General features: G+C 34.0%; 14 protein-coding genes. 1 reads left to right on the forward strand and 13 read right to left on the reverse strand.

Annotated elements, in window-relative coordinates; genetic code table 11:
* Nucleotides 1-315: 315 nt before the first annotated feature.
* From ACM6F9_RS18225 to ACM6F9_RS18245, 5 genes are read right to left on the reverse strand one after another with little or no spacing between them, the layout of a single operon-like run.
* A complete protein-coding gene (locus ACM6F9_RS18225; protein ID WP_414847019.1) occupies nucleotides 316-672 on the reverse strand; it encodes a hypothetical protein in 357 nt (118 codons plus the stop codon).
* 13 nt (nucleotides 673-685) lie between these two features.
* On the reverse strand, nucleotides 686-1,093 hold the full coding sequence (locus ACM6F9_RS18230; RefSeq protein WP_414847020.1) for a hypothetical protein: 408 nt from the start codon (nucleotides 1,091-1,093) through the stop codon (nucleotides 686-688).
* A 23-nt stretch (nucleotides 1,094-1,116) separates the two neighbouring features.
* Entirely contained in the window at nucleotides 1,117-2,706 is a 1,590-nt protein-coding gene (locus ACM6F9_RS18235) for a beta-carotene 15,15'-monooxygenase (protein ID WP_414847021.1), read from the reverse strand.
* Complete coding sequence (locus ACM6F9_RS18240) at nucleotides 2,707-3,765, reverse strand: HlyD family secretion protein (RefSeq protein WP_322924644.1); 1,059 nt, start codon at nucleotides 3,763-3,765, stop codon at nucleotides 2,707-2,709.
* A 3-nt stretch (nucleotides 3,766-3,768) separates the two neighbouring features.
* The gene (locus tag ACM6F9_RS18245) at nucleotides 3,769-5,091 is read right to left on the reverse strand and encodes a TolC family protein (RefSeq protein WP_414847022.1); all 1,323 of its coding nucleotides are present in this window, start codon (nucleotides 5,089-5,091) and stop codon (nucleotides 3,769-3,771) included.
* A 129-nt stretch (nucleotides 5,092-5,220) separates the two neighbouring features.
* On the opposite strand from ACM6F9_RS18245, the gene ACM6F9_RS18250 reads away from it, so the two are divergent.
* A complete protein-coding gene (locus ACM6F9_RS18250; RefSeq protein ID WP_062676471.1) occupies nucleotides 5,221-6,012 on the forward strand; it encodes an AraC family transcriptional regulator in 792 nt (263 codons plus the stop codon).
* Nucleotides 6,013-6,605: 593 nt separating this feature from the next.
* Here the strand turns inward: ACM6F9_RS18250 and ACM6F9_RS18255 are convergent.
* From ACM6F9_RS18255 to ACM6F9_RS18290, 8 genes are all read right to left on the reverse strand, one after another.
* Nucleotides 6,606-7,550: a hypothetical protein gene (locus ACM6F9_RS18255; protein WP_414847023.1), complete on the reverse strand. Its 945-nt coding sequence runs from the start codon at nucleotides 7,548-7,550 to the stop codon at nucleotides 6,606-6,608.
* 3 nt (nucleotides 7,551-7,553) lie between these two features.
* Nucleotides 7,554-8,924, reverse strand: coding sequence for a DUF4280 domain-containing protein (locus tag ACM6F9_RS18260; protein ID WP_414847024.1), 1,371 nt, complete (start codon nucleotides 8,922-8,924; stop codon nucleotides 7,554-7,556).
* Complete coding sequence (locus ACM6F9_RS18265) at nucleotides 8,912-9,613, reverse strand: hypothetical protein (protein WP_414847025.1); 702 nt, start codon at nucleotides 9,611-9,613, stop codon at nucleotides 8,912-8,914. The genes ACM6F9_RS18260 and ACM6F9_RS18265 overlap by 13 nt, the downstream gene beginning before the upstream one ends.
* 4 nt (nucleotides 9,614-9,617) lie before the next feature.
* Complete coding sequence (locus ACM6F9_RS18270; protein ID WP_414847026.1) at nucleotides 9,618-11,447, reverse strand: phospholipase effector Tle1 domain-containing protein; 1,830 nt, start codon at nucleotides 11,445-11,447, stop codon at nucleotides 9,618-9,620.
* A gap of 22 nt (nucleotides 11,448-11,469) precedes the next feature.
* Nucleotides 11,470-12,585 carry a DUF2931 family protein gene (locus tag ACM6F9_RS18275; RefSeq protein ID WP_414847027.1) on the reverse strand — a complete coding sequence of 372 codons (1,116 nt, stop codon included), beginning with the start codon at nucleotides 12,583-12,585 and terminating at the stop codon, nucleotides 11,470-11,472.
* 333 nt (nucleotides 12,586-12,918) lie between these two features.
* A complete protein-coding gene (locus ACM6F9_RS18280) occupies nucleotides 12,919-14,778 on the reverse strand; it encodes a type VI secretion system Vgr family protein (RefSeq protein ID WP_414847028.1) in 1,860 nt (619 codons plus the stop codon).
* 234 nt (nucleotides 14,779-15,012) lie between these two features.
* A complete protein-coding gene (gene tssD / locus ACM6F9_RS18285; RefSeq protein ID WP_105702924.1) occupies nucleotides 15,013-15,426 on the reverse strand; it encodes a type VI secretion system tube protein TssD in 414 nt (137 codons plus the stop codon).
* Between the two features lie 244 nt (nucleotides 15,427-15,670).
* A complete protein-coding gene (locus ACM6F9_RS18290; RefSeq protein WP_414847029.1) occupies nucleotides 15,671-16,366 on the reverse strand; it encodes a VIT1/CCC1 transporter family protein in 696 nt (231 codons plus the stop codon).
* Between the last annotated feature and the right edge of the window lie 20 nt (nucleotides 16,367-16,386).

The raw sequence follows: 16,386 nt of genomic DNA on the forward strand, positions 1-16,386 counted from the left end.
AGGTCAAAGACTTGATGGAAGATGAAAATCCGTTTTTACGAACAAAAACACAAGAAAATTGATTCATATAAAAACTATAACCTGTCTTCTTATATGCCTGTTTACTATCTTAGATTTTTTTTGAAAAGTAGCCCATAGTAATCCACCGAAAAAATAATAAAAGCTATTCTAAAAATTTCTTAAGCTATTAAAGGCTCAAAATATAGAATAACTCTTAATTTATTCACTTTCGGTCATAAGATTGCATTACGCAATCTTATGATTAATTTTAATTAATTTGTTGAAAATTAATCATAAGTGATACTAAATTAATTGTTAAAATATTTTATTATTATTTATTCCAAAAACATAATTTCCGAATTTCTCTATTCCTTTTCTAATTTTCTTGAACAATTCCGAGAACTCAATAATGTTTTCATCTACGCGAATTGAAGTAGTTATTCCTTTTATATTGTTATTTGAATTTGATATTGCAAAAACATAAATTATTTCAGAATTATCGTCATAACATTTATATATTTTATCAACTTTGAACCCAGAAGCTGGAATTTCAGAACCTTCTGTTTTAATATATTTTATTAAATTTAAATATTCCGTTAGTTCATTTTGTAAAAGATACCCACTGTCTAAGAGTTCTGATATAGTTTCACTAAAAATTCTTATTTCCTCCATACTTGTTTTATTCTTATTCCCAGGTACCTTGCATCGAAATACTTAAACTCTCGTTTTCAATTTCCATATCAATAGGGAAAACAATTTTATAGTCATCCATATCAATATCACACCTTCCAATATATCCTGAAATCCCGCCCCAAAGCTCCAAGTGATATTTTTTTCCGTATAGGTTCATATTTGGTGAAGGATACATTTTTAGAGTTGCTGGCAATGGTAATGTACTTGGATATTCATCAGTTTGTGCAATGGCTACAGGTACATCGTCATTAAAAGCCTTTATATATAGCTTTTGTTCGGGTAGATTCTTTGAATATTCAAGAAGCTTCACTGTTTTCAGATGAAAAGTATTGTCATCATTATTACAGGAAAAGAGACCATTTAATATCAAAAGACTAATTAATATATGTTTTAATTTCATAATATAAGTATTAATTAAAAAGTTTAAGCCGGTGAAAGTCTTCTGGATCTAAGATATACACGAGTCCTATTAACATACGGGAATATTGCAATAAGCACCATAATGATTAATAAGAAAATAGCCATCATCTCATAATAATCCATAGCAAAACGGATCTGTGTTTGAGTACTAAGATTTTTAATAAGTAATTTCTCAGAAGCTTTAGAAGATATTCCCTTCAGCATACCTTTGGTACTAAGTTTTGTATTTTGCTTATGCAAAAAGTTTTTTACCATAGGATCTATTTTTGTTAAATGATCCTGAAAAGCATTATAATGCATACTTTTTCTGAAAAGCTCGAAATAATTTATAATAGCAATACTTACAGCATAACCAAAATACCTTATAGCTAATGCAGCAGCGGCAGCAGATGGACCTAACGAGACTGGTACAGAGGCAATAATATAAACAATTGTGGGTACCATAATAAAACCTACACCCATTCCCTGAAGAAATAATGGTAGAAAATAATTAAATTCATCAGCTTGTATATCAAAAAGATAATACATCCTTACGTGGAAAACAAACAATAAACAAAATCCTAATAACCAAATATTTCTGATTCTTTTTTTCTGCAGAATCATCGCAGCAGAAATAATAACTCCAGCTATTATCCCTAAAATATTAAAAACATTCATGTAAGAGAGGTGAAAAGGATCAAGCTTCAATACTCCCGTGAAATAGCTATTGGTAATACCTGACGCAAACCGACAGATATACATAACAAAAAGCACAACTAAACCTACTTTACAATTTTGATAAGAAAAAATACGTAAATTGATATAGGGTCGCTTCAATGATTTCTGACGAAATATAGAAATAATTAACAGAATTATAATAGCTAATACACTACCGGAAATCCTGACATCATCAAGCCAATAGTACTCTTGTCCAAATATGGTAATATAACCTAAAAGTGACAGAATAGCACTGTACATTACAAAGCTTTGCCAATCCAATTTGTATAAAGGAAATTTAACGTGTAACCGAAATGAATTCATTCCTGTTATTATAAACAGTAAACCCGGAAAGAAGGAGAATATTGCAGACTTATAAACGATGTTAAAGTTGTAAGAATCTATTAATTCCGCGGTAACCAAATTGTTGAAAGGCAAAGCACAGAGCAAAGTTCCAAAAAATACTGAAAAACCAATTTCTCTCGCACGTTCACTTTTCAACCTTGTAAACATTAAAGATAAAGAGATATTCACATTGGATGCAAACAACATTCCTTGTATAAACCTTACGGGAAATAATATATAAACATCTTTTGTAATGTAACATACCAGACAAGCAAGCATTTGCAGAGTAGTAAAAATTATAAAATATTCTTTCGCAGCTAGAAAAGTAAAGAACCTTCTTTCCAGAGAATAAAATCCTACGTATCCGGCGTAAAAAAGAGCCACTGCAAACTGCATATCTGCGGGTTCACTTCCATAATACCCTGCTGCTGCATTGATGTTAGCTAGAGGAAGAAAGAAAATCACAATTCCAGGTAGGGTCATACTGAAAAGTACTATTTTCACCATCCAGTCAGGAATCCAAGATTTAAATATTGGGATTGCTGTCTTCATTTAACTATGCTTTTTTGACGCAAATACGTTAACATTCATACCTACCTTTAAAACATCTATTTCTTTCCTCGAACCATCTACTCGTATTCTTATGGGTATACGTTGAACAATTTTAACATAATTACCTGTAGAGTTATCAGGTGGGAGTAACGAGAAACTAGAACCCGTAGCAGGTGAAAGAGAAATAATAGTTCCTTTAAACTCTTTTTCAGGATATGCATCTGCGATAATTTTTACTTCATCACCTATTCTCATATCTTTAATTTGAGTTTCTTTATAATTTGCAACGACCCATTTATCTGTATCGTCATTTACAATAAAAGCAAGAGTTTCCCCTGCATCAATCATTTGACCCACTTCAACTGTACGTCTTCCCATTCTGCCATTATAAGGAGCTGTAATGTACGTATAAGTAACATCTAATTTATGTCTATTTAGCAATGATTTCAACCTTTGAATTTCAGCCTTTACAACATTTCTTTCTGCGCGAATATCTTCTATTTTTGAAACTGATGCAGCGTAGTTTTCTTGAGATGATCTATATTCACTTTTATCTACATCAAGTTGTGCCTGAACTTTTTCGACTTGTTGTTTAGTAGCAGATTCTTCATTATATAGTTTCAGATATCTATCATAATCCAATCCTTGTTTCCATACCTTCGCTTTATTTGCGGCAATCTGTGCTTGAGAAGAAGAAGCTTCATTTTCCAATGTATTAATTGTACTTCCTAAAACGACAAGCTGAGCCTCAGCTTTTGCAAGAGATGCTTGCGTTTGTTCTTGTTGAAGAACATATTCTCTATTATCAATCACCAAAATTGTGTCTCCCTTTTTTACGTTTTGATTTTCTTCAAACTTAACATCAACTATAAAGCCTCCAGCCCTAGAAATAACAGGATTAACATACTCTTGTATTTGTGCATCATTTGTTTGCTCATATTTATAATAATCCATTAAGGATCCTCCCCCCCAGACTATAAGCCCCAAAAGAATTAAACTTGCAATCCACCCTGTAATTTTAGTAACAAATCTATCAGTTACCGTATATTTTTTTTTCATGATTTATAAAATACCTATTATATTTTGTAGTAAGTAATATTTATTTTGTGCCATTATTCTTGCTGCTTCAAGCTCGAACTTTGTCTGCAGAAGTTGTACATCTGCATCTAACAAATCTGTAATTAAAGAAGTCTGATTAAAGTAAGTATTTTTAATAATTCTTGCATTTTCTTTCGCATGAGCCTGATTAGCCTCAGCAACTTTTATCTGTTCTAAAGCCTCCTGATATCTCAGGTAAGCTTCTTTTACTTGTTGTCTTACCTTATCTTCGGTATTTTTATAACTTTCTTCTTCTTTTTCAAACTCTATTTTGGCAGCTCTCACCTTATGGGTATTATGATAAAAAGATGATAAATTGAAAGATGCTCTTAACCCTATTACCCCCAAAGAATACCAATATGGATTGTAAGGAAATAAGAAAATTTGTGGATTTGCATAATAAAATTCTCCATACATTCCAATTTTGGGTCTTACATTAGCTTTAATTTGATCTATTTTTATTTTACTGAGCTCCGTTTTGTGTTCTGAAATGTGATAATCAAATGAATGTTCTAAGGCCGTTTTTAAATATTCTTCGTAGGAGGTGGTATTGTTCCAAATGTAAGCCGGTTCGTCTGGAACTACAATTTGTTCGTCAGGAACTCCAATAATAATATTCAGTTTTTGAGTAGCAATAAGAATATCATTTTCTATCGTAATTAATGCCATTTCACGTCTGGAGAGCTCAAGCTCTATTCTCAAAACGTCACTCTTTAGTACAACACCGTTTTTTAATAAGCTACGTATTTCTTTCAGCTGTTTTTTTTGGTCTTCAATATCCTCTTTTATAAGTTTTCTGAAAATTAATATTTTTTGTAAGTCTAAATACAAAGCAGCCGTCTTGTAGTGAATATCAGAAACAGTTTGCTCTCTCTTAATTTCAGAAATCTCGTGAAGTATTTTTTCTTCTTTAATTTGTAGATTAAGTTTATTTCCATTATAGAGATTAAGATAAAAATCAGCACCTGCTCTGTAGAGTGTATGTATTACTTCATGTTGACTTGGTTTTGAAAATAAGCCATTTTCATAAATCGGTATATTGCTTGCTTTTTCTGCACTTCCTTTTATCTGCACTTCGGGAAGCCGCTCCGCTCTAAGATCTTTTACTTCTTCAGCAGAAATACCCACTTCCAAATGTTTTATTTTAATATCGCGACTGTGTTCCTCTGCTTTGTTCCAAGCGTCTTTTAGTGAGAGTTTTAATGTGTCTGCATTCCAAACAGAACTCTGGGCCCAAGTCGAAAAAGTTATTCCAAACATTAGAAATCCAGTGAGATAATTTTTCATTGAAAATTTTAGAATCATTGTATTGCAAATCTACATCCTTTACATAAAAAAAATTTATCGACAATAGTCATTCTTTTCATGATTCCGGCCAAATTCATTATCTTTGTTTTCAATAAATACAACATTAGTATGGGATTAATTAATTCACTACCAGATATTGATAAGAACGATAAAAGTGTATTTGTAATGCATGAAAAATCTGAAAAATTGATCCCGGTTCATAGACATACCAAAGGACAACTTAGTTATGTTGAAGGAGGTATCGCTTATATTACTATAAATAATCGGACATATGTTGTTCCCGCAAGACATTTCTTCTGGATTCCGCAGGGTTTGGAACATATTTTACAAATTGGTCATTCTGCAACAGTATTACGATCATTATATTTCTTTGCTCATGACGATTTGTCTGATCCTTTTTTCAGTCGTCTTGGTATTTATCCTGCCACAGAACTTTTAATACAAATGATCAAGTATACTGAAATATGGGATGAGAGACATGTAATATCTACTGATGAAAATTTTGAATTTTTAGTAGCATTAAAAAAAATTCTACCCAAAACCCATCAACAACCCTTGCCCATTATTCTTCCTGCCACCAAAAACAAGATGACTAGGAATATTGTTTCTTATCTTGAATGTACAATAGAAGAAAAACACAGTCTTGCTAGTATAAGTAAAAAATTTGGATTGAGTGAACGCTCTCTATCGCGTCTTTTTAAAACAGATTTGGATATTTCTTTTCTCCAATACTTAAAAACTTTAAGAATTATTAAGGCCATTGAACTTCTTCTTAATACAAATAAGTCCATTAATGAAATTGCATATAACGTGGGTTATAATTCTGTAAGCTCATTTAGTGATACTTTCCGCGAATTTACCAGATCGAGACCTTCAGATTTAAGGAAATTAAATAATTGAAATACTATACCTGAAAAATATTCAAAAATAAAAATATTTCAACGGACAGTACCCTGCAAATAATTAAATTTTAATAAGACATTTTTAGCATACTCAATATATTAACTAATTCTTCTTTTTTTGGGAGTATTTTCCAGGTAATATTTCAGAAATTCTTTCCAAATCTTCCACCAAATGTTTCGATATTTCTTCGGTTATGGGTACAAAAAACCTCTGAAATCATTTGATTTTCAGAGGTTTTTATTTTTTTAAAGATCTTTCAAACCCGTATTGGTTATCACGCAATGAATTTGTTGAAATTAAGTTTTTTAAAGTATCTTTTTTGGCGTTCAATCTTTTATCTGGACTGTCGAAAAAAATACCATTAAAAAGATCATAGCTTTGTTGAATTTTCTTATAAATTCCAGTATTCTTAGTTCCTATTTTTAACTCCTGTAATTCGAAACATTCCTTCGAAATACAAACCGAGTCTTTTAAAACTGAGACATTTTGAGCATATGAATACAGGCTAAACAAAAAAATAAATAATATATTGAATAGATATTTTATCATTTTCGCCATCATTTTACCCTTAAACATCTTAAATAAATATTTTATTTTGATGAAATAATTTTAGAAATGCTCTTTGAGTTTAGCGTAAAGACATTGGTTGGAAATCTTTTATAAGAAAGTTGTTTCATTTCATATCGGGTTTCTTTTCCTAATCCTACCTGAACTGAACTCACTTTTTCATCATAAATATTTTTGTTTATATCTATAAAAATCTCACTGTCAGTAATAAGCCTGCTTTCAATATTGGTATGTTGAGTATATTTCAAAGATCCTTTAATGGACGGTAACATTTTTTTCTCTAGTTCCTGATCTCCTTCTACAGATTCTTTTAAAACATATTTTGGCATTCCTTTATCATCATATAAAAACTTCAGATTCCATTTGTCCAGATAATCGCTTGCTTGGGTTCTATAGGATTCCATATAGCCTTTTAATATTTTAAAGTCTTTATGTTTGTACTTTTCATATGAAGAAATATATTTTAAATCATCAAGATTATACCCCGGCAGGAAGTCTTCTAAAAAATCAATAAGATCCGGGATGTTTAAATACTCATTAACGTTTTTCTGTAAAAAGTTGAAATAAGGAGCATTTAAATAGAATACATCCTTGTCTCCCACTAAAATTGTTTTATCCTTTTCATTGAAAGCAATTTTAAGTTTGTTTGTATAACTTTCGTTTTTAGAGGTTAACAAAAGAGTATTTTCATTTTTTGTTAAGGTATATACATCTGGTACTTTCTTTTCTGATACCTTCGAGTCAGTAAATCTGTAAAAAGCAATACTGTCTTTTTTTGGACTGAATATATAAATAAGGTTATTAGTGCTTGTCTTATCTTTTTTATCAATTCTTTTGTCATCAACATATTCTCCCTTATCAATAGTTTTATTAACAATATGAGTGACAATATATGATTTAGGCGCTTGTGCACAGGCATTTGTATGAAATACCGCCAGAATGAATAATATGTATGCTAATTTTCTCATTAATTAAACTTTTACTTTTTTCCAAAATATAGTATATCCGGCAACTCGGGTTGCTTCCAGACCAAAAGATCTCTTAGTTGCATTTTTATAGTAAAAATCACCTGTTGTCCAATAGTCCTTTTTTGCAAAATCTTCATTAGGAAGGGTGTAAACTGCTTTATTTTTTCCTTTTACTGTTTTATGTGTATGTGTCCCTTTATCACAACCTTCTTCATGAACTGAGTTATAGGCTAAAGTTGTACCTCTTCTTCCAGTTATTTTACTTTCAAACGAATCATACAGGCTTTTACTTATTTTTATATAATCATACTCGTCAAATTTATTATGACCATATTTTGTGGTACTATCCGGTTTTAAGTCAGTATCAATACCCCAGGCAAGAAAATCTTCACCATCCCATTGTGTTGCATTATCCGTAGGATCATTTTTAACCTCATCCACGTCTCTTAGAAGAGCATCAATTGCCCCCGCTCTGGAATACAAAGAAATGGTATCTTTTTCTGAAGTTTTCATTTCAACCTTATCCTTAGCATCCACACTGGAATAACTGGAATTTAGTAACTGGAACATTGTTTTTCCAACTCTCTTTGCTTCATTATAATTTGTATGTGCTATATATAAATATTCTTCTTTTTCAGATGAAAGACCTTCATGTTTAATAATATTACACACTTTCTGGAAATCACTATGTACAATATTCAGCTTTTTAGGGCTTTTGTAAATGTCTTCTTCCAATCCTTTTCCTTCGCACGCATATACATCATTTTCATTTCCTTTTTTCTGACCTTTTACATTTCCTTCGAAATTTCCATTATAATTATAAAAATAGCCATTTATTTTTTCTTTTGACTCAGGTACAGGGGCTCCAGCTGCATCAACGGTTTCCGGTTGATGAACTTGCCCACTATCGGTAATTTTAATATCTACACCTCCATAAGTACATGGAATGATACTCTTCTGAAGCAATATAAATTGTTCCTGAGAAAGATAGGTACCTACATCTTGCCAGTCTCTTACATTCATAACAGAAGCACATGGTGCTGCCATTTGTGGGCTCTTTTTGCAATTTCCTGTAAAAACCAGACTTTTCGGGCCCCTCTCTTTTACAGTTGCTGTTTTCTTTTCCTGTATTGTTGGAGTATCATAATTCACCTTCATAATTCCCTTAGGAACAGTACACAGTGTACATTCCAGCGTTGCGGTATCTATAACAACTTTCAACCCATCTTCTACTTTGTCTTTTTCCTCATTTTCAGCTCGTTTCTCCTCCATTTTCTTGCTGTTTTCCGCTTTCATCTGCTCACTATCCTGTGCTGTATTCTGAGTTTGAGTTTCCGGAGTATCTCCTTCTCCATCGTTCTTTAACCTATCCATAATAATGAATGTTTTAAGTGAGAATTCTGTTTTTTAATGGCTACAAAGCCTTCTTCATACTGGTTTCCTTTGCAGATAAATATTCCTCTGAAATCATCAATATCTGTATGTTCCAGGTTTTGAGCAGAGATTTTTAAAGTCATTTTCTCTCCATCTTTTTCAGGAATCATGATTTCTGTAAACCCTTCCGGAGAGATTCTTTTTCTTTTGGTATCGAATGACTCCAACAACCCGTTGAAGAGTAATCCAAACATATTATAGCCTGTCAAAAAATCAATCAATTTTGTTTCATCCTCCAATAGGCTGCTTATCTGATTGAAATAATTATCTATAGCATCACCTTTATGGGTTTTTGATAATTCAGACTGAATTTTGCCCCATCTTAAACGCAGGAAAAGCAGATTATCTACGGCAGTTATATTCCCTTCGTTATCTACGCTGAGTTCCAGTTCATCAAACAGATAACTGAGTTTTCTTATCAATTTTCCCATAGCAGTATCGTTATCCGAAAAATCGAATTCAACTACCAAAATCTGAAATTGATGCTCTTCTTTTGTTTTTCCAAGATAATAAACTTCAATTTCACGGGCATAGCTTTTTGTAATGGCATAAACCGGGTTTCTTTGCTCTGTAACAATGGTTTCAAGCCTATATGTTTTCCGATGAAGGTTTTCCAGTAGCGTCAACATTATTCTAAGGATATATTACTCTTTCATAATTACTATTGGGATCCATTCCCATCCAGTCTCTGTTTGCCGACCAATGAAGGTAATTTTTGCGCATAATTCTCAATAATGTCTGAGGATGATAAGCAGTAACTACAACCTCCTGCAGCGTCTTTGTTTTAATGATATTCCCGTCTTTATCTACTACTTCATCAGGTATCGGTTCCTGCACCGGCTCTGGTTCTGGGTTTTCTAATCTTTCTCTTGCTCTTTCTTCTTTTTCTTTTTTAACTTCTTCATCTGTTTTGAAATTCCATTTTTCCCCATCCTCAAATACATAATGATGCAGAAGATCTCTTGCTGAAGGCAGATATTTGTCGTGCTCTATAGAATAGCTGGTTTTTGTTTTTATGACCAATTGATTGTCATAAAAGCCATTCCCATGTTCTTCCATAAACTGAAGCGGAATATAGCTGTATTCTTTTCTAAGGAACCGAATTCCCGTAATCTTGCGGTACACCGCTCCCATTGTTAAAACATTCAGGAAGCTGTTATTAATTGTTATCTGTCCATCATCAAACCAATGTTCATCAATCAATTGCTGTCTGCGCTTGTTTAAGAACCACACCGGTTTATGATTAGATGTTTCAATCTCATCTACCGTTTCTTTTCCATTTTCATAGGCTCCGCCAATATCACAATGAACACCTGGAAATTCTTTTTCTACACTACCCGGAAATCTGGTTAATGAGAAGTTTTCCCGATGTTCATTTCCTGCTGTAAAATGAACTGCTTTAAAGTAAGACCCTGGATTCAGCAGCTGCAACTGTTCTACATCATCTCCGAAGTTATAACTGGATCCTAATGTAGAATGCTTCATCCCTTCCCATCCTACACGTCTCATTCCCCCCATATCACCATACTCTTCATAAGATGATACGGTATCATACACGCCAATAAAACGGACATCCAGTTCCAGGTCTTCTAATTCTTCTTTGGTAAGTACATCTTTACTTAAAAGATAATATCCCAGAAAACCAAATTTCGGAAGCTTTCCATCCACAAGGTAATTAGGATCTACTTCTGTTTTATCTTTATCTATCCAGATATCTCCATATTCCGGAACTGTAATGGGTCCTTCAGGAGAATCCATTTGGGTATAACCTGTTATTTTTCTGGATTTTTTTATTTCCACATCAACGGGTCTTTTCTTCCCATTGATTTCGTAGGCAAAATTTCTTGCGGCGGCGGCTCCACGGCTGAATCCGAAAGTATCAATGGTGATTTTAGTTAATGCTTTTTTCTTCATTAATTTCTTTTTTAAGCCATCAATCCTATCAGCAACCATTTCACATCCCTTTCTTACTTTCCCCCGCACTCCTGTTTTACCTGAACCATATTGAAACCCATCATCCACATCTCTGGTATTATCCAATGTACCAATCCCTTCTACATAAACTCCGTACGTTACCTGTTTACAGCATTTATACATCCTTGCCACATTGGTATAATCGTTACTAAAACTGTTATCTACCCCTTGTTTGTCCAGCCATTCCCTATGGCTGGCTTTGAGATATCTTTCATACTCAGAATCATTATCTGTTATATTTTTATTTTTAAGCTGTTTATATTCCTTTTCCTGTAATGCTCTTGTATCTTCAATTGCTTTTTCTTTTTTCGATATTTCTTCATCATTGTCAGTGCTCTCCATTTTATTTTTTCCATCTCTGTACTTTAATCTTAATTCACTATTTTTCAGATTATTCAAAGTACCATCAAAGAACACTCCTATTTCCAAATGTAATTCATCTACAGGAGGTTTAGCATTGCCTGTGTTGTATACTAATGTTTTTCCCATAACTAATCATTTTTATAATCAATTAGTATTTATACTTAACTTTAGATTTGAACATTTCTAAATTATCAGTTTTAATAAAAGCTTCTTTTCCATTCTCACCCTTCAATACAACAGTAAAGAAACTATATGCCTCATTTACTTTAATAAAGATTGTTGCTTTAGTTGATTTAGGATCATTACCAAAGACCTTAGTAAAAGCGTCAAAAGCAGACTTTTCATCAAGATCACATCCTGCTTCATATTTGATTTGATCTGCCCCCACCAAAGAAAATGAAATAGTAGCTGGTATTGCTCTCCATTCACTCTCAGTTAAAGGATTTTTTTCTGCTCCCAGCTGTTCCCATTCGCCATTAACAGTTGATATTCCAACATCTGTCAACGGATTGAGCTTTGCATTTTCCGGTAACTCAAAAACCGGTTTCCAGCTATATCGTATTCTGTAGGTATCCCACAATCCAAATGGAATAGCTTTTCCTTTATTTTTTTCTTTTATTTCAGTGGGGATAACCTTACCGTTATTTAACACCTCATCAAGATAATCTTTCCGCCAAAACCGGTTTTCATGGCTATCAAGCTTAGCAATTTCTGATTCAGGAATTGTTACCTTTTTTCCCTGATACCTGCCTACTTCTTTCTGAACTCCAACACCAGCGACCCAAACTACTACCACTCCTCCCGGAGTCATTCCCACACCAATATCTTTATAATTTAAATGTTTAATATTACCACTTCCACTGGTTGCTTTTACCTGATAGCCTTTGCTGAAATATTCTTTGATTTTAGCGGTATCTATTTCGGTATCTATCTGGTAGAATTGGTTTTCCATATATGACATCCAGACAAAATCCAATCGGGCCGGAAGACTCTTAAAACCATTTCCCATACCATGATTGATCAAGCCCCAGGAATTACTACCAGGTACAATACCAAAACTTAATCCCACCCATTCTCCTCCTTCACATTCTATTCCTCCTTTATATACTTCCATGGGATATCCTAAAGCTGCAGAAGTTCCTTCTGTCCATTCATATTTTGTCATAGTCTTAGTTTTTTGGTCTTCTTTTTTTTCCTGACACGAGATCTGGATAAAAAATAAAAAGCTTAACAGGTATTTTATTATTTTATTCATTATAAACATTTTGCAATCTTAAAAATTGTTTGTGACAGTTATTCTTATGCCATCAAAGGAAGAATAATTATTAAAATTAATGATATCACGATAAAGCATATGCCAAAAGAATAAAAACAGTACAAAACAAAATCTCTTATTTCATTTTTCTTTTTGATGGAAGTCAGGAAAAATGGCAGTGCAAACAGCACCGGAAAAAATGCTAGAATCAGCCACAGGGCAACCCATGCATAATCTCCACTTCGAAACTGTGTCATATCTATGAAACTTAATTCAATAATGACAAGTAACACTACTGCCAGCAAAGATGAAAAGAAAGAGATTAACGATTTTTTTAACATATTATCCTTTATTCACTTTAGCATCTATTTTACCTAACATTTTGGCTACGCCTGAACTCTGCAGTAAAATATCTCCGTTTTTTGCTTTATGTGTGGTAGTAGAAGTAGTTTCTTTAAGATCACCTGTCACATTAATCGTTTTATTTTCATTAACGGTCTGTTTATAATTTTTCGAGGTAAACTTATGATCATTGATGATACTAACGGCATTATCATTTCCTACGCTGGTCTTCATATCTTTTCCTACGTTGATTGCCAGATCTTCTCCTACATTAAAGGTCATATTTTTAGGAGCAGTTACAATGATATTCCCTTTACCATCCATCAAATAGTTATTCCCACTTGGGTCTATGATATTTACGCTTCCTTCGGCATCATTCATTAAAATACGGATTCCGCTTCTGGTTTGTATTGATTTTAAATGATTATCTACTCCGCCTCCAAGAGCAGTTCCTCCATGGAACATTCCTCCCATGACAAAAGGACGATCGGGATGATTGTGAACAAAACCTACCATCACCTGATCTCCAACTTCCGGTATGGCTACATACCCTCTGTTTTGAGTAATCTGGTCTGTACCTCCGGCATCAGGAGCCATCATTCTGATAAAATTGGTGGTGTCATGCAGCTGCCAGTCGAATCTAACCGTGATTCTTCCCTGTGCCAGCGGATCTGTATTGGAAATTACGGTTGCAATCTGCGGCTGTGCGATAGGCATAGTAAAGTCCGGTGTTGGAATATAACCTGTATCTGAAGCAATGGCCTCGAATCTTCCTTTGTAACGCCCGAGAGTATCTACTTCATGAATAACTTCCGTCATCATCAGTTTAGTGAAATAAGATGTTTTGCTGGTATCCGTCTTTCTCATATTGATATCAGCTACACATCCCGGATATAAAAACGGAATAGTAGTTCCTCCGGAAACAGTAAAAACTTCCACCGCTTTGCTTCCGGCAGTACTTGTTTGAGAAATGACAACATCCATATCGGTTGCCGCTTTTATGGGAGCCACCTGCAATGATGGAGTCTTAAATATTCCTTCATTATTTTTATAGGCTGTCTGAGCCAGATTACCAACGTGTTTTATGGGAGTTTCCCCGGAAATAAGTTTAGCATTGGAACTGCTGTTATATCCGTAAAAATTAGGTCTGATATGAACGGCTTTCAATTCCACATTCACATCAGAAACATTGCTTCCGTATATTAATTCAAGTGATTTGTTCTGAGGCGGCATATTTCCGAAATGCAATACTTCACCATCGTAATAGAACTGCTCTCCATAGGCTTCTGCCATTCTGCAGAGATAATTATAGTGGGTCTCATTATACTGGGCACTGTAAAGAATCTGGGAAGATGCTTTTGCATTTACTTTTACATCAAATTTACTGCTTTCTATACCCTGTTTGATGACGTCTTCAGCAATGATTCCCATATTCACAGGTTTATCTCCGCCAAAACTTTGGGTATGAGGAGCGCCATCCAGCAAAATGGTAGGGCTGTATCCTTTCAGTACAATATTTCCCAAGCTATGATTCTCCTGGCTGAATCCTACTTTTGTAATGACTCCTACAAAGGTTCTTTCCGGGCTTCCTTCAACGTCTTTATATTTAAAAACGACTGTTAATCGTTTTCCTAAAAATTGCTGAGCTTCTTCCAGGTCATGGTTTTGGACTCCGTCTAAAGTATCATGGGCTAATGTAAGTTCAAAATAATGGTGTTTTTTTACGCTCTGCTGTAAACGGAAATGTTTGAAGTGCTTAATCATTTTGCCTTCAATCACAATATCCAGTTTTACCACACGGTTGATTCCAGGAATATGATTCTCTGAAATCTTTTCGGAATTCGAGATATTTTTATTCATATGATGTAGAGTGTTTGGTGAGCTTTTTATTTTTGAAAAAAACTAAAATAAACAGCTTTTTATAAAGTTATCAATTTTTCACAATATAAAGTTCACATTATCAGCTTTATTTTTCTAAATCTTAGTGAAATAATGCTCCTTTCCAAGGGAAAAGATTATTGACAAAAAAACAGAACAGGATCCCTGATAACGGATCTACTATTCTGTTTTTATGTCTGTAATTGTTAAAGGATTTTATCCCTGAGATCCAGGCCAAGCTCCGTCATAAGAAGAATTACCAAGCTCAATCTGCTCTGCACTTATCACAAAGCTGATGTACATACTGTTTTCATCTACTGCATCGAAATCTACTTCGTGCTGGATGACGTAACCGTTTGTCCATTTCAATGTTGTTAAAGTTCCTTCTTCGTGAGACTTATTGAAAGTTACCTCTCCTACAGTAGGCTTGTATTTTCCATTTAACAAGCTTTCAAGGATGTCTGATTTTTCAGTAGCTTCTACTGTAATTTTGATAAGCGCATTGGAAGGGTCTGATGCTACACGTCCTGAAACGTCTGTTGCTCTTGATACGCTGTAGTTCAGTTTTAATAACTTTTGCCCTTCACCGTTGTTGAATTTTAAGATTCCTCTTGAATTTCTTTCTGCCATGATTGTAAATTTTAATCGTTAATACTTTTGATTTGATGTTTGTTATATCACCAAATTTAGAAGTATTGATCATAACAAAACAAAATTTACGCATAAATCTGAAAAAGTGTAGTACTTTTACGACTAACACTTGTTAGGTAAAATTTAATCTATAAATCAGAACATTACCATCAACACAGCAAAAAAAACTATAGTAAAGTTGTTTTGCTTTCCAGTAAGAATTCAAAGGAAAACTGCAAATTTTTCAGGCTACATTGACTCCAAAAAGATGACCGACCAATGCTGTAATACCCATTGCTACGGTTCCCCAGAAACAGATCCTTAGCACGGCTATTTTAATACTGGAACCTCCGGCTCTGGCAGAAACCGCTCCTAAAAGCATTAAAAATATAATTGAAAAGCCATATTGGAAATACACCATTTCTTTAAGAGGTGCTAAAAGAGAAACGGTAAACGGCAGTAAAGCACCTACTGCAAATGAACCAAAGGAAGCTACTGCTGCCTGCAAAGGTTTTGCCTGTGTGATTTCATTTATTCCCAGTTCGTCACGGGCGTGTGCTCCAAGGGCATCATGCTCTGTAAGTTCAATGGCAACCTGCATGGCTGTTTCTTTTGTACAGCCCCTTCTTTCGTATACTTTAGCCAATTCTCTGAGTTCTATTTCGGGCATTTGCTCCAGTTCGCGTTGTTCACGAATCAAATCTGCCTTTTCCGTATCTTCCTGGGAACTTACAGAAACATATTCGCCAGCAGCCATAGACATTGCTCCGGCAATCATCCCTGCTAGAGCGGCAAGAATAATGATATGACGTTCCGGTTCTGCTGCAGCAACCCCGATGACAATACTTGTGGTGGATAATAACCCGTCATTTGCGCCTAATACAGCCGCCCGAAGCCAGCCTACTCTGTTTACATAATGTTTCTCCAGCTGATGATGCATAACTTTTGTTTTGGTGGTAG

The sequence above is a fragment of the Chryseobacterium sp. IT-36CA2 genome, assembly GCF_949767875.1.
Classification (GTDB): domain Bacteria; phylum Bacteroidota; class Bacteroidia; order Flavobacteriales; family Weeksellaceae; genus Chryseobacterium.

What these genes read in the sequence shown, in the direction of transcription:
- ACM6F9_RS18225 (WP_414847019.1), bottom strand. Translation starts at nt 672, where the DNA reads ATGGAGGAAATAAGAATTTTTAGTGAAACTATATCAGAACTCTTAGAC.
- ACM6F9_RS18230 (WP_414847020.1), bottom strand. Translation starts at nt 1,093, where the DNA reads ATGAAATTAAAACATATATTAATTAGTCTTTTGATATTAAATGGTCTC.
- ACM6F9_RS18235 (WP_414847021.1), bottom strand. Translation starts at nt 2,706, where the DNA reads ATGAAGACAGCAATCCCAATATTTAAATCTTGGATTCCTGACTGGATG.
- ACM6F9_RS18240 (WP_322924644.1), bottom strand. Translation starts at nt 3,765, where the DNA reads ATGAAAAAAAAATATACGGTAACTGATAGATTTGTTACTAAAATTACA.
- ACM6F9_RS18245 (WP_414847022.1), bottom strand. Translation starts at nt 5,091, where the DNA reads ATGAAAAATTATCTCACTGGATTTCTAATGTTTGGAATAACTTTTTCG.
- ACM6F9_RS18250 (WP_062676471.1), top strand. Translation starts at nt 5,221, where the DNA reads ATGGGATTAATTAATTCACTACCAGATATTGATAAGAACGATAAAAGT.
- ACM6F9_RS18255 (WP_414847023.1), bottom strand. Translation starts at nt 7,550, where the DNA reads ATGAGAAAATTAGCATACATATTATTCATTCTGGCGGTATTTCATACA.
- ACM6F9_RS18260 (WP_414847024.1), bottom strand. Translation starts at nt 8,924, where the DNA reads ATGGATAGGTTAAAGAACGATGGAGAAGGAGATACTCCGGAAACTCAA.
- ACM6F9_RS18265 (WP_414847025.1), bottom strand. Translation starts at nt 9,613, where the DNA reads ATGTTGACGCTACTGGAAAACCTTCATCGGAAAACATATAGGCTTGAA.
- ACM6F9_RS18270 (WP_414847026.1), bottom strand. Translation starts at nt 11,447, where the DNA reads ATGGGAAAAACATTAGTATACAACACAGGCAATGCTAAACCTCCTGTA.
- ACM6F9_RS18275 (WP_414847027.1), bottom strand. Translation starts at nt 12,585, where the DNA reads ATGTTTATAATGAATAAAATAATAAAATACCTGTTAAGCTTTTTATTT.
- ACM6F9_RS18280 (WP_414847028.1), bottom strand. Translation starts at nt 14,778, where the DNA reads ATGAATAAAAATATCTCGAATTCCGAAAAGATTTCAGAGAATCATATT.
- tssD (WP_105702924.1), bottom strand. Translation starts at nt 15,426, where the DNA reads ATGGCAGAAAGAAATTCAAGAGGAATCTTAAAATTCAACAACGGTGAA.
- ACM6F9_RS18290 (WP_414847029.1), bottom strand. Translation starts at nt 16,366, where the DNA reads ATGCATCATCAGCTGGAGAAACATTATGTAAACAGAGTAGGCTGGCTT.